General features: G+C 67.1%; 21 protein-coding genes and 2 pseudogenes. 7 read left to right on the forward strand and 16 right to left on the reverse strand.

From position 1 onward, the window contains the following. Positions 1 to 89: 89 nt before the first annotated feature. On the reverse strand, positions 90 to 1,088 hold the full coding sequence (gene speB, locus EJC77_RS10220) for an agmatinase (protein ID WP_205787100.1): 999 nt from the start codon (positions 1,086 to 1,088) through the stop codon (positions 90 to 92). A 25-nt stretch (positions 1,089 to 1,113) separates the two neighbouring features. Here speB and EJC77_RS10225 point away from each other — a divergent pair, with 25 nt between their 5' ends. Beyond that, positions 1,114 to 2,790 carry a PucR family transcriptional regulator gene (locus EJC77_RS10225; protein ID WP_338069471.1) on the forward strand — a complete coding sequence of 559 codons (1,677 nt, stop codon included), beginning with the start codon at positions 1,114 to 1,116 and terminating at the stop codon, positions 2,788 to 2,790. A 337-nt stretch (positions 2,791 to 3,127) separates the two neighbouring features. On the opposite strand, the gene EJC77_RS21560 is transcribed toward EJC77_RS10225, so the two are convergent. From EJC77_RS21560 to EJC77_RS10245, 5 genes and pseudogenes are all read right to left on the reverse strand, one after another. Then, positions 3,128 to 3,880 carry an aminotransferase class I/II-fold pyridoxal phosphate-dependent enzyme gene (locus EJC77_RS21560; protein WP_125612338.1) on the reverse strand — a complete coding sequence of 251 codons (753 nt, stop codon included), beginning with the start codon at positions 3,878 to 3,880 and terminating at the stop codon, positions 3,128 to 3,130. 17 nt (positions 3,881 to 3,897) lie between these two features. Continuing rightward, positions 3,898 to 4,062, reverse strand: a pseudogene (locus tag EJC77_RS21565) (IS1380 family transposase); the annotation flags it as partial. Positions 4,063 to 4,223: 161 nt separating this feature from the next. Further along, positions 4,224 to 4,805, reverse strand: a complete 582-nt coding sequence (locus EJC77_RS10235) for a recombinase family protein (RefSeq protein WP_125612257.1) — start codon at positions 4,803 to 4,805, stop codon at positions 4,224 to 4,226. A gap of 261 nt (positions 4,806 to 5,066) precedes the next feature. Further along, the gene (locus tag EJC77_RS10240; protein WP_125612259.1) at positions 5,067 to 5,423 is read right to left on the reverse strand and encodes a hypothetical protein; all 357 of its coding nucleotides are present in this window, start codon (positions 5,421 to 5,423) and stop codon (positions 5,067 to 5,069) included. Between the two features lie 181 nt (positions 5,424 to 5,604). Beyond that, positions 5,605 to 6,063, reverse strand: a complete 459-nt coding sequence (locus EJC77_RS10245) for an SgcJ/EcaC family oxidoreductase (protein ID WP_125612261.1) — start codon at positions 6,061 to 6,063, stop codon at positions 5,605 to 5,607. Between the two features lie 92 nt (positions 6,064 to 6,155). On the opposite strand from EJC77_RS10245, the gene EJC77_RS10250 reads away from it, so the two are divergent. Then, positions 6,156 to 6,698: a MarR family winged helix-turn-helix transcriptional regulator gene (locus EJC77_RS10250; RefSeq protein ID WP_125612263.1), complete on the forward strand. Its 543-nt coding sequence runs from the start codon at positions 6,156 to 6,158 to the stop codon at positions 6,696 to 6,698. Between the two features lie 47 nt (positions 6,699 to 6,745). Here EJC77_RS10250 and EJC77_RS10255 read toward each other — a convergent pair whose 3' ends face one another. The 3 genes and pseudogenes from EJC77_RS10255 to EJC77_RS21055 form a co-directional block, all read right to left on the reverse strand. Next, complete coding sequence (locus EJC77_RS10255) at positions 6,746 to 7,870, reverse strand: amidohydrolase family protein (protein WP_125612265.1); 1,125 nt, start codon at positions 7,868 to 7,870, stop codon at positions 6,746 to 6,748. A gap of 885 nt (positions 7,871 to 8,755) precedes the next feature. Further along, a complete protein-coding gene (locus EJC77_RS10260; RefSeq protein WP_125612267.1) occupies positions 8,756 to 11,830 on the reverse strand; it encodes a Tn3 family transposase in 3,075 nt (1,024 codons plus the stop codon). Between the two features lie 81 nt (positions 11,831 to 11,911). Then, positions 11,912 to 12,667: pseudogene (locus EJC77_RS21055) on the reverse strand (transposase family protein); the annotation flags it as partial. Between the two features lie 122 nt (positions 12,668 to 12,789). On the opposite strand from EJC77_RS21055, the gene EJC77_RS10270 reads away from it, so the two are divergent. Beyond that, entirely contained in the window at positions 12,790 to 13,461 is a 672-nt protein-coding gene (locus tag EJC77_RS10270) for a response regulator transcription factor (RefSeq protein WP_125612269.1), read from the forward strand. Between the two features lie 11 nt (positions 13,462 to 13,472). Here the strand turns inward: EJC77_RS10270 and EJC77_RS10275 are convergent, their stop codons facing one another. Both EJC77_RS10275 and EJC77_RS10280 read right to left on the reverse strand, forming a co-directional pair. Further along, entirely contained in the window at positions 13,473 to 14,861 is a 1,389-nt protein-coding gene (locus EJC77_RS10275; RefSeq protein ID WP_164520381.1) for a sensor histidine kinase, read from the reverse strand. Between the two features lie 730 nt (positions 14,862 to 15,591). After that, positions 15,592 to 15,888 (reverse strand): hypothetical protein, encoded by a 297-nt coding sequence (locus tag EJC77_RS10280; protein WP_125612273.1) that lies wholly within the window; start codon positions 15,886 to 15,888, stop codon positions 15,592 to 15,594. A gap of 432 nt (positions 15,889 to 16,320) precedes the next feature. On the opposite strand from EJC77_RS10280, the gene EJC77_RS10285 reads away from it, so the two are divergent. Then, positions 16,321 to 16,563 carry a trypsin-like peptidase domain-containing protein gene (locus EJC77_RS10285; RefSeq protein WP_125612275.1) on the forward strand — a complete coding sequence of 81 codons (243 nt, stop codon included), beginning with the start codon at positions 16,321 to 16,323 and terminating at the stop codon, positions 16,561 to 16,563. A 13-nt stretch (positions 16,564 to 16,576) separates the two neighbouring features. Here EJC77_RS10285 and EJC77_RS10290 read toward each other — a convergent pair whose 3' ends face one another. Both EJC77_RS10290 and uvrB read right to left on the reverse strand, forming a co-directional pair. Further along, entirely contained in the window at positions 16,577 to 17,560 is a 984-nt protein-coding gene (locus tag EJC77_RS10290; protein WP_125612277.1) for a TerC/Alx family metal homeostasis membrane protein, read from the reverse strand. Between the two features lie 153 nt (positions 17,561 to 17,713). After that, a complete protein-coding gene (gene uvrB, locus EJC77_RS10295; protein ID WP_125612279.1) occupies positions 17,714 to 19,789 on the reverse strand; it encodes an excinuclease ABC subunit UvrB in 2,076 nt (691 codons plus the stop codon). A gap of 104 nt (positions 19,790 to 19,893) precedes the next feature. Between uvrB and EJC77_RS21345 the strand changes: the two genes are divergently transcribed. Then, complete coding sequence (locus tag EJC77_RS21345) at positions 19,894 to 20,400, forward strand: DUF4190 domain-containing protein (RefSeq protein WP_125612281.1); 507 nt, start codon at positions 19,894 to 19,896, stop codon at positions 20,398 to 20,400. 69 nt (positions 20,401 to 20,469) lie between these two features. Here the strand turns inward: EJC77_RS21345 and coaE are convergent, their stop codons facing one another. The 3 genes from coaE to EJC77_RS10315 all read right to left on the reverse strand — a co-directional run bounded on the left by coaE (position 20,470) and on the right by EJC77_RS10315 (position 22,304). Continuing rightward, positions 20,470 to 21,654: a dephospho-CoA kinase gene (coaE, locus tag EJC77_RS10305; protein WP_125612283.1), complete on the reverse strand. Its 1,185-nt coding sequence runs from the start codon at positions 21,652 to 21,654 to the stop codon at positions 20,470 to 20,472. Between the two features lie 87 nt (positions 21,655 to 21,741). After that, entirely contained in the window at positions 21,742 to 22,071 is a 330-nt protein-coding gene (locus EJC77_RS10310) for a type II toxin-antitoxin system PemK/MazF family toxin (protein WP_125612285.1), read from the reverse strand. After that, positions 22,068 to 22,304 (reverse strand): DUF2191 domain-containing protein, encoded by a 237-nt coding sequence (locus EJC77_RS10315; protein ID WP_125612287.1) that lies wholly within the window; start codon positions 22,302 to 22,304, stop codon positions 22,068 to 22,070. Before EJC77_RS10315 ends, EJC77_RS10310 begins: the two co-directional genes overlap by 4 nt. A gap of 185 nt (positions 22,305 to 22,489) precedes the next feature. Between EJC77_RS10315 and EJC77_RS21570 the strand changes: the two genes are divergently transcribed. Together EJC77_RS21570 and EJC77_RS10325 are read left to right on the forward strand one after the other, a co-directional pair. After that, on the forward strand, positions 22,490 to 22,729 hold the full coding sequence (locus EJC77_RS21570; protein WP_125612289.1) for an RICIN domain-containing protein: 240 nt from the start codon (positions 22,490 to 22,492) through the stop codon (positions 22,727 to 22,729). Then, positions 22,677 to 23,372: an RICIN domain-containing protein gene (locus EJC77_RS10325; protein WP_125612291.1), complete on the forward strand. Its 696-nt coding sequence runs from the start codon at positions 22,677 to 22,679 to the stop codon at positions 23,370 to 23,372. The genes EJC77_RS21570 and EJC77_RS10325 overlap by 53 nt, the downstream gene beginning before the upstream one ends. The last annotated feature ends 62 nt before the right edge of the window (positions 23,373 to 23,434 follow it).

Genomic DNA, 23,434 nt, shown 5'->3' on the forward strand with positions numbered 1-23,434 from the left:
GCACCATGGGCGCCGGCAGTTTAAATGGCATTGCACTCCCGCCACCTCGGTGGCGGGAGTGCAATGGTACTGCCAGAAGCTGGAGGTTTCTAGAAGGAAGCGGCCTCCAGGTCACGCTCCTCCACGATGCTTGCGCCCTTGCTGCGGTTGGCCAGCAGCCCCAGCAGGTCGAAGACAACGGTGGCGGCGGCAACGGAGGTGATGTCGGCATGGTCGTAGGCAGGGGCGACTTCGACGACGTCGGCGCCGACAATGTTGATGCCGTTCAATCCGCGCAGCAGGGCCAGCAGCTCGCGGGAATGCAGTCCGCCCATTTCGGGTGTCCCGGTGCCGGGCGCGAAAGCCGGGTCGAGGACGTCAATGTCAATGGAGACGTAGACGGGAGTGTTGCCAAGCCGGTCCTTGACCTGCTGAATGGCGGCCGGGACGCCGATGACGTCCAGGTCGGAGCAGCGAATGATCTGGAAACCGAATTCATGGTCCCGAAGGAAGTCCGCACGGTCGTAGACGGGGCCGCGGATGCCCACATGCATCGAGCTGTCCTCCACCAGCAGCCCTTCCTCAAAGGCGCGACGGAAGATGGTGCCGTGCGTCACGGGCTGGTCGAAGTAGGTGTCCCAGGTGTCCAGGTGCGCATCGAAATGCAGCAGGGCCACAGGTCCGTGGACCTTGGTGAGCGCCCGGAGCATGGGAAGCGCGATGGTGTGGTCACCACCGATCGCGACAACACGCTTGTCCTCGCCCATCAAGGGCAGGGCCTGTTCTTCAATTTCCTGGATGGCACGCGTGATGTCATACGGCGTACAGGCAAGGTCGCCGGCATCCACCACCTGCATCTCCTTGACGGGCTCAACATCGAGCTCCACATGGTAGCCGGGGCGCAGCAGCCGGGATGCCTCGCGCACCGCGGCCGGGCCGAACCGGGCACCTGGGCGGTAGGAAGTGCCGCCGTCGAACGGGACGCCGACAATGGCGATGTCATAGTCGGGCACCTGATCGATCTGCGGAAGCTTGGCAAAGGTGGCCAGTCCCGCAAAGCGCGGAACCTTGGTGGCTTCGACGGGGCCTACTGGCTTGTGGACGGTCATTGCGGACCCTCTTTCGTGGCTGCTCATGATTGCGGTGGAACTCGCTGGTTCAATCATTCGTGATGGGCATCACCTTGTACATCGAGCAATTGACCACGAAACGCTCGGGCATCTATACATTTGTATAAGAGGACGCGGGTTTCGATGCCGCCGCACCAACGAAGGAGCGATCACCATGGCGATTACTGTTGCCGAGCTGTTGGCCGAACCGCAGCTTGGCCTGAGCCTGATCGCCGGCGCCGACGGCCTGGGGAATCGCATCACGTGGGCGCACACCTCGGATTTGCCGAGGCTCTGGGAATGGGTCACGGGTGGCGAGATCATGATGACCAATGGCCTGTCGATCCCGCCCGACGCGCCGGGGCAGGTTGAACTGGCCCACGCGCTGGTCGACGCCGGCGCCAGCGGGCTGGCCATTGGCGAAAAGATGCACGCTCCGGCCCTCCAGCCCGAGTTTTTGGATGCCTGCAATGCATTGGCCCTGCCGCTGATCAATGTGCCGTATCCCTTGCCGTTCATTGCCATCGCACGAACCGTTGCCGAGTCCTCCCTGTTGGAGGAGTCCCGCAGGCTTCGGCAGACGGCACGGATCTACGACCTCTTGCGGTTGACCGACACGACCGGCAATCACTGGCAAAGCCTGGTCCAGGGAGTGGCCTCGGAGGTGGCCTCGCAATTGTTCGTCGTGGACCGGCGGTGCCTGCATCCCTGGCATCCGGACGGCGAAGCACTGCCCGGGCACGTGCGGGCCGAGGTGGAGCCGCTGATCAGAAACTCTGCCGCCAGCACCAAAACGTTCCGCTGGCACATGGTGGGCGACCATCACATCCTGATGGTCGACATTCCGACGCACACCAACGCGCTGTTGGTCGTCATACCGCATACGGAACCGCACCCGGACGCCGTCGTACTGCTCCATGCCGCCACCGTCCTGGGCTTGGAACTGTCCCGCACGGTCCTGGCGTTGGAGAGCCAACGACGCATGGGTGCCGAGTTCCTGTTGCAGGCGTTTGAGGGCCGCTACGGCCTGGCCGAAATGGAAAACCACCTGTCCCGCTTCGGCGTCCCGGCAGAAAAATTCCTGGTGCTCTCACTGTCCAGCGACGACGAGCAACACCTTGCCGACGTCCATCTGGAACTGTGGCGGCACGGATCTCCCGCCGTGTGCGTCCGGCGGCTGAACAGGCTGCACGCGATTGTCTCCGCACAGTGCCCTATGGACATGCTGCGCCACGCGGTCCGGCCCGATGTCAGGATCGGGGTGAGCACGCCGTCCACCGCCAACGATCTACAGCGGGCCCTGCAGGAATCCTTGTGGGCGCTGGGAACGGCCGGAAACAGCATCGAGCAGCTGGTGCGTTACGCTGACGGCCCGTCATGGTTGGGGCTGACCAGCCACGAGCAGGGAGCGGCGATCGTCCAGCGGCTGTTGGGCCCGATCGTGGACTACGAGCGGGGCCGCCAACCCGACCTGATGGTCACCCTGAAAACCTATCTCGAGCTGCAACGCTCCTGGGCCAAGACCGCGGCGGCCCTCTTCACCCACCGGCAGACCATCATCTACCGGATAAAGAAGATCAGCGAGCTGACGGGGCTGGACATGGCCGAAACGTCCACGGTGGCCCAACTCTGGTTTGCACTGCAGATCCATGAAGCGATGGATGGCCAGGGCGGGATGGGGAAGTCGCCGCTGCCAAAATGACCACCTGCGCTGCCGCGTCGAGACCGCTTACGCCGTACGGTCGACGGCGGCAAGAATGGATGCGCCAAGCTCGGCCGGTCTGGTGACGGGCAAGACCATCGCCGGAGCCTTCATGGATCCGCTGACCACCTCGGAGGTCCTGGCAGAGGCCAAGGCCGAATTCGACCGGTGGGTGCTGGAAGACCCCACGACGGCGCTCCTGCCGGCCGATTTCGTGCCCTCAGCGGATTCGACTGGCCCGATTGCCTGGTGCCTCCGACGCGTGCCGCGTCCAGAAACCGGTCGTTCTCGACCCGGGTGCCGACGGTCACGCGCGCCCCGCCGCCGATGCCGCGGATCATGACCGCGGCTGCTGCGGCGTGGGCGAGGAAGGAGGCGGAGCGCCCGCCCGGGGGGATGAAGAGGAAGTTGGCGGCGGGACGGAGCGAGGCGCGCGCCGGCCTGGGCCACTGAGCTGACGCCGAAGGGGACGGCGATCCGGCGGACGTACTCGACGAGTCCCACCGGTCCGATCAGGTAGCCAGCCCGCGGCCAGGCCGTGGGCCTGGCTGAAGGTGCGCAGGATCACCACGGTGCCGTGCGATCGGGCCAGAGCGGGCGAAGCCGTCCCGGGGGCGGCCAATTCGATGTGGGCCTCATCAATGACCACGGCGATGTGGTGGGGGACCCGCGCCACGAACCGGGCCAGGTCGCCCGCGTCCACGATCGTCCCGGTGGGGTTGTTCGGATTGCAGACAAAGATGACCCGGGTCCTGTCGGTGACTGCCGCTGCCATCGCCCGCAGGTCGTGGCGGTGCCCTGTCAGCGGGACCGGCACCGCGGTGGCGCCGGCGATGATGGTGGCGTTGCGGTAGTACGGGAAGCTGGGCGCGGCCAAGAGGACCTCGTCCCCGGGTCCGGCCAGGGTGGCGGCCAGGTCGCGGATCGGTGCGGTCGAGCCGTTGCCGACGGCGATCCGTTCCGGCTCCCGGCGACAAGGGACGCGATCGCCGCGATCATCCCGATGCCGGCGGTGTCCGTGTACCGGGTGGTCTCCTCCAGCGCCGCGCCCCTGGCCGAGCGGACGGCCGGCAGCGGGGTGTAGGGGGATTCGTTGGAGGCCGGCCGTGCGCCGTCGGCCAGGCCCGGGTTGACCTGCTCGATTTGGGCGTGTTGGCGGTGGGTTTTGTCGGCGGCGACCGGGCCGGGTGTTGCGGCCGGGACGGTGGTGAAGAAGGCGTGTAAGCGGTGCGTGTCGAACAAGGTTGCCTGCCCGTTCCGTGCTTTGGGGTTCGGGGTCTTGGTAGTAACGGCGGGAAATTGAACGCTAAGCTCGCGGCTCAGGTTGAGGTCGGGCCGCTGGCGGCCCGGTGGTCTGCGATGACGGTGTGGACGGGGCCTGATCTGCAGGGGAACAGTGGTTGGCGCCAATGAATCTGTTCGGGCGGCATGGTTCAGGTGTTGCCGGCGGGCAGGTGGCGGTAGATGGATGCACGGGAGACTCCCAGGGCCTTGGCGATCTGGGTGGGGCTTTCCCCGTTGGCATGCCGGGCCTGGGCGGCTGCGAGCTTATCGGCATCCATGACGGTGGGGCGACCGCCGGTGCGGCCCTGGGCACGGGCCGCGGCGAGGCCGGCCATGGTCCGTTCACGGATCATGTCGCGCTCGAGTTCTGCGAACGCCGCCATCATGACGAAGAAGAATTTCCCTTCCCCGGTCGGGCTGTAGGTTCCCGTCAGGGTTCCGCTGAGAATACGCAGGCCGACTCCCTGGTCGTGCAGGCCGTCGGCGATGGTCAGCACTTCCTTCACCGACCGGCCGAGACGATCCAATTTCCACACGCACAATGTGTCCGTCGGCCGGAGATGGTCGAGTGCTTCAACGAGCCCCGGGCGGGCGGTGGCGCGGCTGGAGATTTTGTCCTCGAAGATCCGGCCGCAGCCGGCGGTTTCAAGGGCGTCACGTTGGAGTTGGGAGTCTTGTCCGTTGGTGGAGACGCGGGCGTAGCCGATGAGATTGAAGTGCCGGGTTGCCATGCATCAACTGTCGCACAACCGTCTCACAACATCACTGCTCGCCCGGCATGTTGTGAGACGAGTTGTGGACGATTTTTGATCGGCGCGTCGTCGGGACCCGAAACCGTCTCAGAACCGGTCGTTTCTGCCACCCTATTGACATGACGACTTCCACGGTTCACACCTGATCCATATCGCACCCTGTTCTGTGCTGACCGCTACCCGGCCCGTAAAGCAATCTTCACCGGCGAATGTGCGCGCCGTAGTTCAACTCAAGATGAGTCAAAGACGATTCGGCAAGTCGAGCAAGTAGACATCAAGGTTTTGCTGCTGCGCCTTCAGGACGCGTCGTTGCCACACCCGAATAACCAGGTCCGGATGTCCGGAGATGTTCCGGATCCGATAGGTCACCGCGGTCCCTTGCGGATGCGATTTGAAGATGTACTCACCCTGGTACCAGTAGGCTCCATGCATCCACACCAGGGAACGGGCTGGCTCAGCACCCACAGTGAGGCCCGGCGGCTGATAATCCAAGCCCAGCAAGACCCGGGCACCGTCAACGTTGATGAGCGGGCGGATACGTTCGAACGGAACGGCAGCCACAGCGTTTGCGGTCCCAATGACCGAGCCATTCTTCATGCCGTGCAATATAGCCCCCTCACAGTCCATGCGTTAGCAGATCGCATTCCCGCGTGAGCTGTACGGCACTCCGGACGGTGGCCGTCATCTGCTCCGAACCAACGAGTCGCGACGGACGCGTGACTAGGCGCGATTCTGCGATAAGGCCGGCGGGTGTTGCGCCGCACGGTGCTAGCGCGGGTCATTTTTGTGCGGCAGGGATCGTGCTGGGGGCCGTCTTGAAGGAGATGGCCTCCATTAGCCGCTTGCGCTGGGTGTTGTGGAACGCTGCGATCAGCCACGTCCCGTCGGCCTCGCGGACGAGGGTGTGCGTTTGCACTTTGGACATTTTCGATGGCGCGGGGGCGCTGGCGCCCTTGTAGGTGTCGCCGCGGCCGGTGACGATCGCGGTGTCCGGGCCGGGGAACCGGATGTCGATGATGTCGGCCGCGAGCCGGGTGTTCTTCAGAAACTTTGAGAACAGCGTGCGGTGGCACGCCACAATGTCGGCCCTGCCGCTGTAGTGCGTACCGACGAAGGTGACGTAGGTGGCGTCCTCGGTGAACAGCGCTCCGTACGCGTCTGCGTCGTGCCGGGCCCAGGCGTCGTTCATCTCGGCCAGCACCGCGGTGATCGCCTCCCTGTCGTCCTGAATGGTCATGCCGTCCTCCTACTGGCTAAACTAGGGCAAAAACCTGCTTTCAAACAATAGCTGCATGCTAGCAGATGTTAGGATAAGGAGCGTCTACCTCGATGGCACACGAAACGTCCGAGGATCCCCACCGGATTTTCCGGCAGTACCTTGATGCCGTGGGATTGCACGGGATGGCCGCCGCGGAAGCCGCCGGGCTCCAGCCCACCGAGTGGTACGCGTTGAGCCTGATCGCCCTGACGGGGGGCATTACCGCGGGAGACCTGGCCGTCCGGGCCGGGCTGACCACCGGGGCCACCACCAGGCTCATCGACCGCCTCGAGAAGGCCGGCCACGTACGCCGCACCACGGATCCGGCCGACCGGCGACGGGTCATGGTCGAAGCCACGGCACCGACCTTTCCCGATATCGAGGACGTCGTCGCCCCCGCCCGCCGTCGGATCGCCGAAGTCCTGAACCGCTATACGCCCGAGCAGCGCGAGGTCCTCTTCGACTACTTCACCCACGCGGCACCCGCCTTCCGGGAAGCCTCAGAGGAGATCCGCGCCCGCGCTCCACGCACTCGCCGCCCCGGCCGCAAGCCCAAGCAGGGCACTGCACGAGCCGACCCTCCCGCGGCGAAGCACCCCGGCGGGCCCGGCTGAGCGAGCATGACAGGCCAAGACGTCCCTACCTGCATGGGAGCCCCCGGTCACCCCCACCCGGGTTCGTCCCCTGCTCCGGCACACCAGACGCGGCGGATTGTGCGGGTGGCACGGATGCCGGCGGTCGGGTCGCCATCGATCAGCAGCAGATCGGCGCGCAGTCCCGGCCGCACCGAGCCTCGGTCGGTCAGGCCAAAACTTCGGGCGGACAGGTCGGTAGCCGCCCGCAGGGCGTCGGTGGTGCTCAGACCCGCCCCGACCAGGAGTTCCAGCTCATCGTGCAGGCACTGCCCGTGATCAAGGTGAACCGGGACGCCCGGTAGGGCGTTGGCGTCGGTGCCCGCCACGATCGGCACCCCGGCCCGATACAGGGCGGCGACGTTGCGTGTCGCCGTCTCGAAGACGCTGCTCTCGCCGAGGGCGGCCACCCCTTGCATCATGGTCAGGGTCGGCACGCAGACCTGCCCTCCCGCGACGATCAGCTGCACGTCCGCAGGGGTCAGCACCTGATCGAGCGGGACGTGGGCGAGGACGTCGACGCCCGCATGGACGGCCATCCGGTAGGCGTCCGCAGTCAGCGCGTGCGCGATGACTTTCTTACCGTGCGCGTGGGCCGCCACCACGAGGGCGTCGGCGGTGGGCTGGTCCTGACCCCCTGCACCGCCCGGACCGGACGACCCGATCATGAGCTTGATGTAGTCCGCGCCCCGGGCCACCCGCCAGCCCACGGCGCCATCGGCCTCCCCGGGAGAGCGGACGATCGCCTCGCGCACCAGGTCCGGCGCCACCCCGGGCACCGCGTCCGCGTCGACGTCCCCGAGTACCGGGATCATAGCGCTGCGGATGTCGGTCGTCCCGGCCTGGTTACGCAGCTGCTCCACCAGATGCGGCTGCCAGGTCGCCATGTCCAAGGCGGTGGTGACGCCAAAGGAGCGCAGCTGCTCCAGATTGCCCGGGCCGTCGAGGTGGATGTGGGCGTCGATCAGGCCGGGAAGCAGCACGGCGCCCTTCGCGTCGATGACCTCCGCGCCGGCCGGGTCGGTGCCGATCACCGCGCCGTCAATGACCACGGTGCGCTGGCCGGACAGGCGTCGTCCGTCGAAGACCCGCACACCGCTCAAGGCGATCTTCTTGAGGCGCGTACCGGCGGCGGAGCTGGGGTCGGTCCTCATGGAAGGCCGGAGCCCATATGGGTGGGGTCGGGATGCCGCGGTGTCGGCGCAGGGCCCGGTATCGGACCGGGATGCGGCTCCGGGGGGACCGGCTCAGTCGGATCGGGATGCCGCGGTGTCGGCGCAGGGCCCGGCATCGGACCGNAGGGGGCGCAGGCTCGGCGGGGTCGGGCGGCGTGGGGTTGCCATGCGGAGGAAAGGCCATTGACTGCCCCTTTGACATAATGTGGCCGGTAGCCTTCAGCATACGTTCCGGATTACCGAGGGAACAGGGGCCAGGCATATGGCCGGTTGGTGCCCGGACCGAACCAGACCCCGCACTTGGGCCCTGTTATTGGATGCATCAAAAACGATCGTTGCAAGCCACTTCAAGGCATGATCAGCACGTTGGGGAAGTACGGGGCACATCTTGTCATGCTTGCCGTGCTCGCCGCCCTACGCGGGCAGCCTGTAACTCCCAAGTCGAGGACAACCCGCAAGGGTGTCAGTTCCATTAGGGGTCACACCGGCTGGTGGCCTATTACCATCATCCTGTTCCATTACTACTCAGACCCCAGTTACTGTCCGGGCGCTTCACCACGTTCGACCCCCGGTTCGATAGGGACGGAACCTTTGACGCCACCCGCGTCACCGGGCCCGAGCGCGACCGGCTCTGGGCACAACTGGGCCACGGCGTGGAGCCGAGCGCTCGGACGTAGACCGGCATCCTTGGCATTCGCTCCGGGGACCCATCCGCATCGGTATGCTGCCGTGGCTACTCGGCAACATGCCGTGCCGCCATCCATCGAAAGCTGCAGCTGCGGCATCGTCATAGGAATCAGCTAGGACCGCCAAACCGAACTGCGAAAAGGCCGCCATTCCGAACGAACAGTCACAGGGTGCGGGTCAGAGCTCGATTTGCCCGGCTGCGGGGTCTTGCAGCGGTCGTAGCCCGTCGGGTGCGGGTGCGGTGAAGGCGTAGCGGCCGAGCATGTTTATGTGCTGATCGGCCAACGGAGACAGGCGGGCGACGTCAACCTCGGGAATTTCCTGCCCGGCCTTGCGTAGCGCCGTGACGGCGGCGTCGGTGTACCGGGTGTTCCATAGCACGACGGCGTTGAGCACGAGTCCGAGCGCGCCAAGCTGGTCTTCCTGGCCCTCGCGGTAGCGCTGGTAGATCTGCCCGCGCCGGCCGTGGAAGATCGCCCTGGCGAGGCGGTGCCGTGACTCCTGGACGGTGAGCTGGGTGTTGATCGAACGCCGGTAGGTCTCATCCGTCGGGTCGACCAGGGCCAGCAGGTGCAGGGTCTTGGCGATGCGCCCATACTCCGCGATCGCCGCCCCGAGCGGGTTCGGTGCCCCGTTGTCGCAGGTGAGCATGCGCAGCACGTCGTAGGCGCGTACCGTCCCGGTGACCAGCGAGGCGGCCACGCGGGTCATGTCGTCCCAGTGGGCGGTGATCTTCTCCAGACGGATCTTGTGCCGGGCGACGTCGTTCAGCGCCCCGTAGTCGCCCGGTGCCTGGCCCGGGAGCGTGGCGCGCCACAGCCGCTGGTCCGCGAGGTCGGCGATGCGTGGTGAGAACCGGTATCCGAGCAGGGTGAAGATCCCGAAGACCATCTCGGAGTAGGAGGCGGTGTCCGAGGCGACCATCTCGGGCTTCGGGCCGCCGTCGAGGTTGAGCATGGTGTCCAGCACGTACAGCGAGTCGCGCACCGTGCCGGGCACGATGACGGAGCCGATGCCGGCGACCTGGTCGTTGACTGCGTTGAACCAGGTCAGCCCGCGCCCGTGGCCGAAGTACTTCGGGTTCGGGGCGGCGTTGATCGTGCGGACCGGCACGACGAACCGCAGCCCGTCGACCGAGGCCAGCAGCCCGCCGCCCCACGATGCGGCGATCGGCACGTCGGACTGGGCAGCGATCAGGAGGGCGTTCGTGGCCGTGTGGGTCTCGGCGCGAACGTAGTTCGCGTCCACATGCCCCAACCGGTCGCGGGTCAGCGCCGGGTGCCCCTCGGCGACCACCGGTGTCAGGCCGACGTTGCAGGCTTCAGCGATCAGGACCGCCGCGACCGAGACCGGCAAGTCACTCATCCGCGGGCCGGCGCCGGAGACGTGGGTGTAGGCGTGAAGGAACCCGGTCCAGGCGTGCACCTCGAGCAGGATCTCGGGCAAGTCCACCCGCGGCAGCATGCCGGCGACCCGTGCCCGCAACACCGTCAGGGACTCCGGTACATCGAGGGCATCCAGCGGCGCGGCCGACAGCTTGACCTTGCCGCCCTCGGTCTCGGTCAGCCGCACGCTCGAGTCCGGGCCGGCCCCAACGATCGCGTCAGCAAGGCCTCGCCAGGCGGCGTCCAGCAGTTCGACTTTGCCAGCCAGATGCTCGCTCACCGGGACATCCAGGCTCAGTGACCGAAGCGCCGGCCCGCGAGCCGCGTCCCAGGCCGGACCATCGAGCAATTGGGCGCGCGGGTCGGCCCAGCGCGTCGACGTCGTGGCGAACACGTCCCGACGTCGCAAGTGCAAGCGCAGCTGTTCCAGCACGCACACGACCCAGGCGTCCCGGTCCACCTCGACCTCGTCCGAACGGCCAAACACCGCGGAGTGCCAGGCCGGCGGAATAAGCTCTTCGTTGATCTCTTCGCGGCGTACCTTGCGCCGGCCCCGCAAAGCATCCAGGCCGGCAAGCGCCTCGAGCAGGGGCTGGCCGGGGACGGTCGCACCCCACGGGATCGTGGTGGCCAACAGCCGCAGGAACGGTGCCACCGTCCGGAAGCGGCGCGCCATCTGCTCGCGCATGGCGCCTTCGGTGCCGGAGCCCTCCGGCACAAGCTGGCCGACCGTCACCACGGCCTCGGCGATCTGGTCCCGCGCGGCGACCTGTTCCAATGCCGTCCAGGCTGCGGCGACGTCGACATGGTCGCCGGACTCCTCAAGCACGCGAAGCAGCCGGGCTCCGACACGGGCCAGGACGCGGGAGGCCTTCGCCAGCTCGGGCATCTTCGCCAGCTGCTCCGCGGCCGCCGCACGCCGCGACGGGCCGAGCACCCTCGTGGTCATCAGCAGATCAAACAGGTCCAGCGCATCATCGACCGCGTTAGCCTCCAACGCCGTGACCGTCGCCACGAGCGTCGCTGTGCGTCGTGGTTCGGCCAAACGCCGCAACGACTGTGCCTTGGCCCCGATCCCGTACCGGGCCAAGGCACGCACCCGCGCCGGCGGCACCGCCGACAGGTCCACCGCCCCGGCCCCGAGGGCCCGCACCGCAGCGACCCTGCCCAGCGCTTTGTCCAGCTCAGGGCCCGAGACCCTCGTCGGGCCCGCCCGCAACGCCTCCAGACGGCTCGCGCGCTCACCCGGGTCAGTCACGAGCAGCCCGCGCAGCACCACCGGCAACTGCGGATCGACAGCGCTGGCCGCCGTCGCGACGACGCCGTACACCCCGGACTGCGCCGCCTCGCGCGCAGACTGCACCACCCGCACGAGCGTCGTCACCCCGGGAAGAAGCACACGCTCCCGACGAAGCCACGCCGTCGCAAGCTCGAAAAGAACAGTCGGCCCCTCCCCGTGCGTCCACGCCCTCGAGTAGACGTACGCCGACAGGTCTTCAAGGACAGGCCCGACCAGGTCACGGTAGCCGTAAACAGCCCGGATCTCGCGGGCGTGCTCGTGAACCGTCGGTCGCCGCCGCATGTATTTCTTCACGATCGAGGGGTCCGCGATGCCGAGCCGGGCCGAAAGGTAATCGACAACACCCCACGGAACATCAAGCGGATCCGCAAGCAACACACCCAGGAATCGGATCGTCCCAAGCTGCACGGCAAAGCCGAGCCGGTTGTGGTCTCCACGCCGCTTCGCGATCAACTCCAGATCGGCGTCATCAAGATAGAAAAACCGCTCCAGATCAGCCCGCGACGGCTCACCCGGGAAGCGCCCGAAACCGCCCGCCTGCTCCTCGCTCAGAAACTCCACCGACACACACCAAGGCTACCGAACAGCACCAAGACCAGCTCATCGAGGCTTAGCGTTCAATTTCCCGTCGTTACTACCAAGACCCCGGTTCGGTTCGGGGATGCGGCACACGACCAGGCGCCCGGTGATCCGTTCGCTCTTCTTGCGGGAGCTGAACGCGGTGAATACGATCTCGGCGACCTCGGCGCAGGATACCCAGGTGGTGGCGTCCTCGTCGACGACCGCATTGGTGTACTCGATGGCCTCTCACGCGCTCTCCGGGATGGCGGCGATGGCGCGTGTGACGGCCAGGTCCCTGCGCACCGTCACCGAGACATCGGCCCCGCCGGCCACGCCGCGGCGGCCACCCCGGCGTGGCCGTAGTGCGCGCAGTCAAAACGGCACAACACCGGCCCGGTCGTGCCGCCCCGGCGCAGCCGTTGGCCGATGATCACCTTCGGCGGAGCCCTGCTTCTGGTACCCGTGGACTTCGATGATGATGTCGTCCACGTCGACGAAGATGAAGCCTTCCCCGGTTGACGCCCCGAACAAGGGTGCCCGTTGTGCCAGGTTCACCGGGAACCGGGAGGCGACCGCGTCGAGTTGGCGCACGTGCCCGAAGGTGAAGGCGCGGAGGAACGAGCCCAGGGTCGATGGTGCGTAGGCGGCGGTGAAGAGCCGTTTCATCCCGGCATGGCGCAACAGGGCCATGCCATCGATCGAGTCCGCCCCGACCACCATGCCCGCCACCAGGGCGGCGGCCTTCAACCCGGCGTTCGCGCCCTTGTCCGTGGGCATGCCCAGCCACTCATCGGCCAGTCCGGGCAGCCCAGCGTCCTGGGCCGGCCGCATCACCGGAACCAACGTCGCGGGGGCGCGTTGTGAGGAAGCTGAGAGGGCGCGCGGTTCTCAGGGGTGGCTCAGGTCCGGTGGGGCAGACTGGCCCTGACGGACTTACCGGGAACCGCGAGTGAAGGGACGGGTGTATGCGTATTCTGCTTGTCGAGGACGAGAAGTCGCTGGCCGAGACGGTGCGTCGCGGCCTGAGCGGTGAGGGGTTCGTCGTCGACGTCGTCCACGACGGGGTCACCGGGCTGTGGGCGGCCACCGAAAACCCGTATGACGTCATCCTGCTGGACCTGATGCTGCCCGGCATGCACGGCTACGCGGTGTTGAAGGAAATGCGGGAGCGGCAGATCTGGACCCCGGTCATGATGCTCACGGCCAAGGACGGCGAGTATGACCAGACCGATGCCTTCGACCTGGGCGCCGATGACTACCTGACGAAACCCTTCAGCTTCCTGGTCCTGGTCGCCCGGATCCGGGCGCTGATCCGGCGCGGCGCCCCCGAGCGGCCCGTGAACCTGGCCGTGGGTTCCCTGGTGTTGGACCCGCTGAAGCGCGCCGTCACCCGGGCCGGGACGGAGATCACGCTGACGGCCCGTGAATTCGGGCTCCTCACGTACCTGATGCGTCACCCCGGGGAGATCGTCTCCAAGGCGGAAATCCTGGACAACGTCTGGGACCCCGCGTTCGAGGGCGGCGAGAACGTCGTTGAGGTCTACATCGGCTACCTGCGGCGCAAGATCGATGCGCCGTTCGGGCTGGCAACGCTGGGAACGGTGCGGGGCATGGGGTACCGGCTCGCCGCCGGTTGACCCGGGGCCGCTCAGGCCACGGGAAGCCGGATCTCGAACCGGCAGAACCCGTCCGGGGCCTGGCCGGTACCGATCCGTCCGCCGTGGGCCTCGAGCAGCGACCGGGCGATGGCCAGCCCCAATCCGCTGCCGCCGCCGTCCCGGGACCGGCTCTCATCCAGCCGGACAAACCGGTCAAAGATCCGTTCCCGGTCGTCCACCGGGATGACCGGGCCGTCGTTGTCGATCAGAACCACCGCCGTGGACCCCTCAACACTCATGGTGGCCCTGATCCCGTGCCGGGCGTGCCGGGCCGCGTTGTCCAGCACGTTCCGCAGCACCTGGGCGAGACGGCCGGGGTCCCCGCTGACACGGACGGGCAGCAGCGAGGAGACAATGTCGTGGGTGCCGGTGGCCCGGAGCCGTTGCAGCTCGGTCGCCAGCACGTCATCGAGGTCGACGTCCCTGCGCTGCAGCGAGAATCCGCTGTCCTCGGCCTTCGAGAGCGTCAACAGGTCCTCGACGAGGAATCCCATCCGCCGGGCCTCGTCCTGCAGCAACGGCGCCAGGTCGTGCCACTGCCGGTTGGTTGGGTCCTTGGCCGCCACCTCAAGGCCCGTCCGCAAGGTGGTCAGCGGGCTGCGGAGCTCATGGCTGGCGTGGCTGAGGAAGCGGCGCTGTTTGGCATCGGCCGCCTCGATCCGTCCCAGCATCGCGTTCATCGTCACGGCCAGGGCCTCAAGCTCATCCTTGGTCTGCGGCACGTCCACGCGTCCGGCCAGCCGGCCGGCATCGATGCGGTCAACCTGGGACCTGACGGTTTCCACCTGGCGCAGCGAGCGGCCCACCAGAAACCGCACGGCCACCCCGACGACGACCAGCAGGACCGGGGTGGCCAGCAGCAGGAACAAGCCCACCGTGCGCAGGGTGTCGGACTGGACCTGCACGCTGCGGGCGGCCAGCACCACATACCGGTTCTGGCCCGACTGGGCCCCGACGGCCACCACGTAGTACTCCCCGCCCTCACCCGTAGTCCTGAGGCCGGACACCCGTTGAGCCGCGCTGTCCCCGCGGGCCGGGCGCAACGAGCTGATCGGGGCGGTCTTCCAGGCCGGATCCGAGGCCGCGACCACCTTCCCCGATCCGTCAACGATCTGCACCAGCAGGTCCTGGCCGCCGGTGGCGGAAATACTCTGCCCGGCCTCGGTCACGTCCTGGCTGGCAATCAGGGAGGCCACATCGTGCGCCTTCGTGCGCAGGACACCGTCCGTGGCCGATGTCAGGGCGTTCTGCAGCAACAGCAACAACAACAGGCCGCCGACCACCAGTGCGCAGGCCACCACCACGACGGCCACCGCCGTCGACTGATTCCGGATACCCCACTTCCTGACCGACGCCAGGGCGGACGCGGGCGAATACATGCTCCAACAATCCATGCTCAACCCCCCGAAGGCAACCTCGCGCCCGCGTCCTTGCCCCGTCCCTTCGTCGTGTCGGCAGCCCCACCATCGATAGGCGATCATCCGGTATCGGAACCGGGTTCGATCGGTCTTTTGGCATGCCCGCCCGGACGGCCCGGCGGTGCCCGAGGCCCAGTCACCTGAACGGTGCTCAGATCCCCCTCAGCGGGGGTGCGGCATGCTCAATGGATAGACCGGTTAGGGCCGCCGCTGTGAGCCTGCCGTGGACGTTGATTGTGACCTGCACCTACCATGCTCTACCGCCTTGGGGGCGCATTTTTATCGTGCTGGCCTCCCGCTTGAGGTGCCAGCGTCGCTCCTGATGTTGGAAATCACGCGGTTTCACTCAACGGCGGCGCTGGCCCGCCATGATGGGCTGTTACTTCGGGAATGTTGACAGCACTTTTCAGCCGGTCAAGTCTGATGGTGTGATTCCGGCGATTCTCTGTGGCTCGGGACCATGCCTGGCACGTGGCCGGCAGGGTCCTTGGTGCTGTTCACGCCCCCGGGCGGGATCGCGTGGGCTCATGGCCGTGGCTTGGCATGATGGGTCACGGAGCCGTTGTTGTGGATGACCAAGGCGGTGATGGCACCAGCCATCGGCTGGGCGACCGGTCTGGGCCCCATGCCGGGGCAGGCCTGTGGCGGGCCGGACGCCGTTCGTGTCCCGCCCGCCACCGGGGCGATGATTTTATTTGCTGCCAGGGGCATCACCTGGATCCTGGTGGTCACCGGTCTGCTGCACGTCCTGCTGGATGTTGGGGCCGGTGTCGGCGGCTCCGGCCTTATCCGGTGCCTCGGCCTGTCCCGGGGTGTCCGGGGTGGCTGCCGTTCCGGTCGCATCCGGGGTGTCCCCCGGCGTGGCCGTGTCGGTCACCGAGATGCCGGGCGCCGGCGGCGGGGTGGCGGCGTTCGCGGCACCGGCCCCCACACCGACGAGTGCCAGCAGCCCCAGGGTGCCGGCCGCAATCTTTGCCTTTAGTTGCATGGTTTCTTTTTCCTTTCCGTGGGTGACCGTTGGGGTCACCGGGTCGCCCGGGTTGGGTGGCCATGATTTGAGTCTGGCAAAGGGTGCCTGAGAGCATGCACAGAAGAGTTGAGGAGCGGCTGAGGAACGCCCCGGGGACCCGATCCTGTCCGCCAGGCGATGTGCATGCCGCTTCCGAAAGGGGTGGGCAGGCGGGACTCGGGATGGTGTGCTGAACCCCTCCCGCAAGGGGCGGTTGTCGTGGGGTCATCCGGGTCCCCACGATCCGGGGCATCGACGGTCGTGGCGGTCGGCTTGCTCCCGCGGGCCAAGCAACGCTCGACCGGTCCGGATCATGGCGAGGTGTTTTCACCTTGCCGGTGTTGCCGCCCCGGCATCGGTGCTCATATTGACTGCCGCGGGTGTACGGGAGCCCCGGGGCCGGTTGGCCCCATGGATGCCGGGCCTCCGGCAGTTCCGGACATCGTCAAGGCTGTGGAGCCGTCGGTGGTGACGATGCGAACTGCGATTGGCCTGGGCAGCGGTGATGTTTACCACGCCGACGGCATCATTGTCACGAACGCCCATGCGGTGGAGGACCGGCTGAAACATCCGTTCAGCACCGTTCAGGTGCAATTCGCCGATGGCTCCCGCGTGCCGGCGTCCGTGGTGGGTGTGGATGGGGTGGCTTTGTGAAAAAGTGAAACATCTACGCCTCCACGGACGGTTTGTTGCGCTGCACCAGAAGGCTGAGCACGACGGCGACGATGAGCGTGCCGACGATGACGGCGAGCGAGACGAACGTGGGGATCTCCGGCACACCGTGCAGTGGCTCGCCGCCGTTGAGGAACGGCAGCTCGTTCACGTGCAGGGCGTGCAGGATCAGCTTTACGCCAATGAAGGCCAGGATGACCGACAACGCGTGCTTGAGGAACACGAGCTTGTCCATCAGGCCGCCGAGCAGGAAGTACAGCTGGCGCAGGCCCATGAGGGCGAAGATGTTCGCCGTGAACACAATGAACGCGCTCTGCGTCAGCCCGAAGATGGCCGGGATGGAGTCGACGGCGAACAGCAGGTCGGTGACACCCAGCGAGACGAACACCAGCAGCATGGGGGTGAACAGCTTCTTGCCGTCCACGACGGTGCGGATCTTGTTGCCGTCGTAGTGGCCGGCCATCGGCAGGACCGTGCCGATGCGGCGGACCAGGGCGTTGTCGGCGCCTGCTTCCTCACCCCCGTGGTCGACGGCCTGCCGGTAGGCAGTCCACAGCAGGAACGCGCCGAAGATGTAGAACACCCAACTGAACTGCTCGATCACGATGGCGCCCACGGCGATGAAGACGGCGCGCAGGATGAGCGCGATGATGATGCCGACCATGAGGGCGCCCTGCTGGTACGGCCGGGGCACGGCGAACCGGGCCATGATGATGAGGAACACGAACAGGTTGTCGACGCTCAGGCTGTATTCGGTGATCCAGCCGGCCAGGAACTCGCTGCCGTGTTCGGGTCCGGTGAACACGAACAGGAGCGCGGCGAAGACCAGGGCCAGGGCGATGTAGACGCCTACCCAGATGCCGGCCTCCTTCATGGAGGGCACGTGCGGGCGCTTGTAGACGATGAGCAGGTCTGCGAGGAGGATCAGGGTGAGGACGGCAAGGGAGCCGATTTCAAACCACAGCGGTAGCGCAGTCAACGGAGGGACCTTTCGGGGTACGACGACGGACCGTAAGTCTCTCCGCCGACCAGCCAGTCGACCACCACACCCGGCACGGCATCATTGCCGTACGTGTTGACGTGTATGGTGCGCGGGATACTCCCCTACCAGGCTTCCATGCTACCGCATTTGCTATGCATGGCCGGCCTGGCGCATCTGGCGCAGCTCCTTCTTCAGGTCCTGGGCCTCGTCGCGCAGCCGGGCGGCCAGCTCGAACTGCAGTTCCGCGGCGGCGGCGTGCATCTGCGCGGTCAGCTCCTCGATGAGGCCGGCCAGCTCGCCGGCCGGACGGGCGGCCAGGCCATCCGGGCGGATGCCATCCCCGTCCTTTCCGGAGCCCTTGCGCGCATCGGCGAGCAGCGCGGCCGTGTCGGCGTCCTCGCGGGCCAGCTGGTCGGTGATGTCGGCGATGCGTTTGCGCAGCGGCTGCGGGTCGATGCCGTTGTCCTGGTTGAATTTCTGCTGGACGGCGCGGCGCCGGTTCGTCTCGTCGATGGCGAAGTTCATCGAGTCGGTGATCCGGTCCGCGTACATGTGCACCTGGCCGGAGACGTTGCGGGCGGCACGGCCAATGGTCTGGATCAGCGATGTGGACGAGCGCAGGAACCCCTCCTTGTCGGCGTCCAGGATGCTGACCAGGGACACCTCCGGCAGGTCCAGGCCCTCACGGAGTAGGTTGATGCCGACCAGCACGTCAAAGGTGCCCATGCGCAATTCGCGCAGCAATTCGACACGGCGCAGTGTGTCGACGTCCGAATGCAGGTACTCGACCCTGACCTTCTGCCCCAACAGGTACTCGGTGAGTTCCTCGGCCATGCGCTTCGTCAGGGTCGTGACGAGCACGCGCTCGTTCTTCGCCACCCGATCACGGATCTCCCCGAGCAGGTCGGTGATCTGGTCCTTCGACGGCTTGACGATGACCTCGGGGTCGATCAAGCCGGTGGGCCGGATGATCTGCTGGACGTAGCCATCGGACTTGCCCAGCTCATACTTGCCCGGTGTCGCCGACAGGTACACGGTCTGCCCGACCCGCTCCAGGAATTCGTCCCACTTCAGCGGCCGGTTGTCCATGGCGGACGGCAGCCGGAACCCATGGTCCACGAGGGTGCGCTTGCGGGACATGTCGCCCTCGTACATGGCGCCGATCTGCGGCACGGTCACGTGGGATTCGTCGATGACCAGCAGGAAGTCGTCCGGGAAGTAGTCGAGCAGGCAGTGCGGGGCGCTTCCCGCGTCACGGCCGTCGATGTGGCGGGAGTAGTTCTCGATGCCGTTGCAGAACCCCATCTGCTCCATCATCTCCAGGTCGTACGTGGTGCGCATGCGCAGCCGCTGGGCCTCGAGTAGCTTGTTCTGCCCCTCCAGCTCCTTGGTGCGTGCCTCGAGTTCGTCCTCGATCTGCTTCACGGCCCGCGACATGCGTTCGGGCCCGGCCACGTAGTGGGAGGCCGGGAAGACGTACATCTCGACCTCTTCCCGGATGATCTGGCCGGTGAGCGGGTGCAGCGTGTGGATGCTCTCGATCTCGTCGCCGAAGAACTCGATGCGGACGGCCTGTTCCTCATACATGGGGATGATCTCGACCGTGTCGCCGCGCACGCGGAAGGTGCCGCGGTGGAAGTCGACGTCGTTGCGCGTGTACTGCATGCTGACGAATTTACGCAGCAGGTCGTCCCGGTTCTGTTCGGCCCCCCGGCGCAGCGTCACCATGCCCGCCACGTATTCCTCGGGCGTGCCGAGACCGTAGATGCAGGACACGGTGGCAACGACGATGACGTCGCGCCGGGTCAGCAGCGCATTGGTCGCCGAGTGCCGCAACCGTTCGACCTCCTCGTTGATGGACGAGTCCTTCTCGATGAAGGTGTCCGACTGCGGGACGTATGCCTCCGGCTGGTAGTAGTCGTAGTAGGAGACGAAGTATTCGACGGCGTTGTTCGGCAGCAGCTCACGGAACTCGTTGGCGAGCTGCGCGGCCAGGGTCTTGTTCTGCACGAGCACGAGTGTGGGCCGCTGCACCTGCTCGATCAGCCAGGCCGTCGTGGCGGACTTGCCGGTTCCGGTGGCACCGAGCAGCACCACGTCCTTCTCGCCGTTGTTGATGCGTTCGGTGAGTTCCTTGATCGCCTGCGGCTGGTCGCCGGCCGGCTGGAATTCGCTGATGACCTCGAACGGCGCCACGACACGGTTGATTTCCTGCGCAAGACTCATGCCTCAACGCTACATCGTGGCGCGGACAAAGCAGCAGGGCGACCGGGTCGTGCGACGATCACGCGTGCGCGGGCATGGGCGTGCTTGAATGAACCGGAGAGCACATGCATCCCCTCGAGAACAAGGACACCATGACCGAGAACAACGCACCAGACGAACCGGGTATCCCGGCGGCGCCGCAGCCCGCTTACAACGCCCCGCCACCGCAGGCCTATCCCGCTCCGCAAGGGTACGGCGCCCCTCAAGGATACGGTGCGCCCCAGGGGTATCCGGCCCCGCAAGGATACGGTGCACCGCAGGGCTATGCTGCGCCGCAGGATCCCGGCAAGGTCATGGGCATCATCGCCCTGGTGCTGCCGTTCGTCGGGTTCGGCCTGGTGGGTCTGATCCTGGGCATCATCGCCAAGGTCAAGTCGAAGCGTGCCGGGTTCAGCAACATCCCGGCCCTGATCGCCATCATCATCGGCGCCGTCTCGATCCTGGTGGGCATCATCGTCGCCATCGTGCTCATCACCTACTTCGCGTCCATTGCGAACGAGATGCACCAGCAGTGCAGCAGCGGCTCGCCCACGTTCACCATCGGCGGCCAGAGCGCCGCCTGCCCGACCTGACAGCTGTGGTTGAGCCTGTGGGTGGTTGAGCATCGAAACCACGCGGGTCTCGACGAGCTCGACCACCGGTCAGGTCAAGCCTGCCGCGGCGATGACGCGGGGCACGGCGGATGCGAACCAGGGTTCCTTGGCCTCGGCGTAGCCGGCCGTCGTGGCGTCGCCGGCGTGGGCCGCGGCCAAGGCGCGTTTCACGGACTCGTATTCCCGCCGGGCGTCCGCATTGGCCCGCAGCCAATCCCGGAAGGCCAGTGCGAGGTCGGCCCCGGGCGACCCGTCGACCCGCACATGCAGGTTGACGGGCCGCCCGGGGTCGGCCGCGTTGTGGAACCGTTTCGCCCAACCGTCCGCCCTGCCCCACACCGTGTGTGGCGTGTCCGCCCGGACTTCCGGGCGCACCGGGTACCCTGCGGCAGCCAGATCGGGGGCCAATTCGTCGGCCACGGCCAGGCTCGGCACGCGCAGCTGCAGGTCGATGACGTCCTTGGCCGCCAGGGACGGCACCGATGTTGAACCGATGTGGTCCACGGCAACGGCCCGGTCCCCCGCCGCGTGCATGATGCGTCCGGCCAGCCGGGCGGCCTGGGCCGGCCAGTCCGGATCGGCCGGCACAAGCACGGCCGGGCCCGGGTGCGGTGCCGGCCGGCCGGCGGCGAGGTTCGCGGCGAACGGACGCAGCCGGGCGTCCCACAGCGCGTCGACGGCCGCCAGGACCTGCGCAGTGTCACCGTTGTTGGCAAGCACGACGTCGGCTGCCGCCAGCCGCTGCTCCCGGCTCGCCTGCGCGGCGATCCGTGACTGGGCGTCCGCACGACTCATGCCGCGCTGTTCTCGCATGCGTCCGATCCGCGTCTCATCGTCCGCGTCGACCACCACAACCAGGTGGAACGCGGCCCCCTGGCCGGTTTCCACCAGCAGCGGGATGTCCTGCACCACGATGTCCGTGGGCCCGGCGGCCGCGGACAGTTCACGTGCGCTCGCGCGCACCAGCGGGTGGGTGATGCCATTGAGTGCGTCCCGTTTCGCCGGGTCCGCGAAGACCAGTGCACCCAGTGCGGCCCGGTCCAGCGAACCGTCGGGCAACAGCATGCCGGGGCCGAACGCGTCGACGATTCCGGCCAGGCCTTCGGTCCCGGGCGCCACCACCTGCCGGGCCAGCACGTCGGCGTCTATGAGCACGGCACCTAGCTCGGCCAACCGCGCGGCCACGAGTGACTTGCCGGAAGCGATGCCGCCGGTCAATCCGATGCTGAACATCCCATCAGTGTAGTCAGCGATGGGTATCGCACACCGTTGGCGGCCCGTTCGTTCGGCGCGGGCGGTTTCAGCCGCGCGTCTACCTGGTCAGCCTCGGCAGTCGACCGCGATCTCGAGGGCAGCGCAGATCTCGCGCATGCGCGAATCGGCCAGCCGGCCGAGTCTGGTCACAAGCACGGCGAGCGAGACGCTCTCCACGGAATCGAGGTTGACTGCCGAGCGGTGAGGGATCGGATCGTCTCCGGGCTTGAGGACGACTTCGCTGGGAAGTGCTCGAATAGTCGTCGTGCACGGGGCGACGAGGGCGCGGCCATGCCTGGGGATCGCGGCGTCACGCGACAGGACGACAACGGGGCGTCGGCCGATCTGGGCAAGCTCGCACCACCACAGTTCTCCCCGTGCCGGCAGCGCGCTCACGAGGCTGCTGCGGCTTGTCGAAACGAGGCCAGGTCCCCCCACTCGTCCGGCTCGCCGAGCGGGTGTTCGTCGTAGGCGGCGTAGCTTGCGTCCACCTCTGCGGCGCGGTGCCGAACGACCAATGCTTCCAGGGCCGCGTCTATGAGAGTGGCGTCGGTAACGCCGGACATCACGCGCCGGGCCCCTGCCAGGAGGTCGGCATCCACGGTCGTGCTCAAGCGTGTGCGAGTCATGCCATAATCATGCCGCTTCCCGCCCGGTGCCGCGTCGGAGGCTATCAAGAGCGGTTCATCGGGAGGTGTGCGCGCCAGCGCCCGGACCGGCGTGGCGAGAGGACGTGTGAACGGCGGGAGCCGCGCAGCGCGGTCAAGGCTACGAATACTCGGGTGGCGAGCCGACGTGCCAGAAAGTGGTTTCGATGCGGTTTCAGCGGGTTTACAACTGGGCTGGTGACCGGGTGCTGGATGTGCCAGACGGTGATCCGGACACCGATCGGGTGCAGCAGTTCACATTCAATGGTGGTCGCAACCAGCAGTGGGGGCTGGTCCCGGTCCCGGACTCGCCGTTCGCGCAGCTGGTGTGCCGGACGACCGGACGGGCACTGAGTGTTGCCAGACGTCGACCCGGCGACGTTCGCCACCCGGGTGCTTGCCGATGACGGGCCGGGCGGGATCGATCATCCGGCCAACGAGATGGTCCTCGACATTCCCGACGGTATCGGCCGCGACGGCGGGGACGTGCAGCTGTTCGCGTTCAACGGCGGGGCGAACCAACACTGGGCGGTGCAGCCGGTCGAGGACGTCGATGCGTTCCTGATCATCTCGGTGCTCCCCGGGCTGGTGCTGGACGTCCCCGGCTTCACCGCGGCGGACCAGCCGATCCAGCAGTTTGACTACAACGGCGGACCGAACCAGTTGTGGCAGTTGCTCGACGCGAACGGCCAACCCTACATCCCGTTCACCGACGCCGGCGAGGGCCCGGGCCCGTTCACGATCGTGTCGCTGTCCACCGGCAAGACACTGCACCTCGACGCGCAGGGCCTGCTCGCCCAAACCGAGCCGACCGGCGGGGACGACCAACAGTGGCTGGCCATCATCCGCGAGTTCCCCACCGGACTCGACGCCGAAAGCGCCTGGCTGATCCAGCACCAGTCCACCGGGCTGGTGCTCACCGAGGTATCACGCGTGGCCGGCGCCGGCGTCGGTGCCCAAGCCGATGCCGGCGGAGACCGCACCCAAGCCTGGTGGTTCACCCGATCCGGCGAGCACCTGTTCCAGTCCGGGATCTGGCCCCCAGTGTAGACAGCGACGCGCTTGCGGTGATTGAGCCTGTCGAAATCACCCGGGTCTCGACAAGCTCGACC

This window comes from Specibacter cremeus (genome assembly GCF_003946885.1).
Taxonomy (GTDB): domain Bacteria; phylum Actinomycetota; class Actinomycetes; order Actinomycetales; family Micrococcaceae; genus Specibacter; species Specibacter cremeus.

Bases quoted from the DNA above. Each gene is read 5' to 3' on its own strand.
- speB (WP_205787100.1), bottom strand. From the start codon at position 1,088: ATGACCGTCCACAAGCCAGTAGGCCCCGTCGAAGCCACCAAGGTTCCG.
- EJC77_RS10225 (WP_338069471.1), top strand. From the start codon at position 1,114: ATGATTGCGGTGGAACTCGCTGGTTCAATCATTCGTGATGGGCATCAC.
- EJC77_RS10235 (WP_125612257.1), bottom strand. From the start codon at position 4,805: ATGGCAACCCGGCACTTCAATCTCATCGGCTACGCCCGCGTCTCCACC.
- EJC77_RS10240 (WP_125612259.1), bottom strand. From the start codon at position 5,423: ATGAAGAATGGCTCGGTCATTGGGACCGCAAACGCTGTGGCTGCCGTT.
- EJC77_RS10245 (WP_125612261.1), bottom strand. From the start codon at position 6,063: ATGACCATTCAGGACGACAGGGAGGCGATCACCGCGGTGCTGGCCGAG.
- EJC77_RS10250 (WP_125612263.1), top strand. From the start codon at position 6,156: ATGGCACACGAAACGTCCGAGGATCCCCACCGGATTTTCCGGCAGTAC.
- EJC77_RS10255 (WP_125612265.1), bottom strand. From the start codon at position 7,870: ATGAGGACCGACCCCAGCTCCGCCGCCGGTACGCGCCTCAAGAAGATC.
- EJC77_RS10270 (WP_125612269.1), top strand. From the start codon at position 12,790: ATGCGTATTCTGCTTGTCGAGGACGAGAAGTCGCTGGCCGAGACGGTG.
- EJC77_RS10275 (WP_164520381.1), bottom strand. From the start codon at position 14,861: ATGTATTCGCCCGCGTCCGCCCTGGCGTCGGTCAGGAAGTGGGGTATC.
- EJC77_RS10280 (WP_125612273.1), bottom strand. From the start codon at position 15,888: ATGCAACTAAAGGCAAAGATTGCGGCCGGCACCCTGGGGCTGCTGGCA.
- EJC77_RS10285 (WP_125612275.1), top strand. From the start codon at position 16,321: ATGGATGCCGGGCCTCCGGCAGTTCCGGACATCGTCAAGGCTGTGGAG.
- uvrB (WP_125612279.1), bottom strand. From the start codon at position 19,789: ATGAGTCTTGCGCAGGAAATCAACCGTGTCGTGGCGCCGTTCGAGGTC.
- EJC77_RS21345 (WP_125612281.1), top strand. From the start codon at position 19,894: ATGCATCCCCTCGAGAACAAGGACACCATGACCGAGAACAACGCACCA.
- coaE (WP_125612283.1), bottom strand. From the start codon at position 21,654: ATGTTCAGCATCGGATTGACCGGCGGCATCGCTTCCGGCAAGTCACTC.
- EJC77_RS10315 (WP_125612287.1), bottom strand. From the start codon at position 22,304: ATGACTCGCACACGCTTGAGCACGACCGTGGATGCCGACCTCCTGGCA.
- EJC77_RS21570 (WP_125612289.1), top strand. From the start codon at position 22,490: ATGCGGTTTCAGCGGGTTTACAACTGGGCTGGTGACCGGGTGCTGGAT.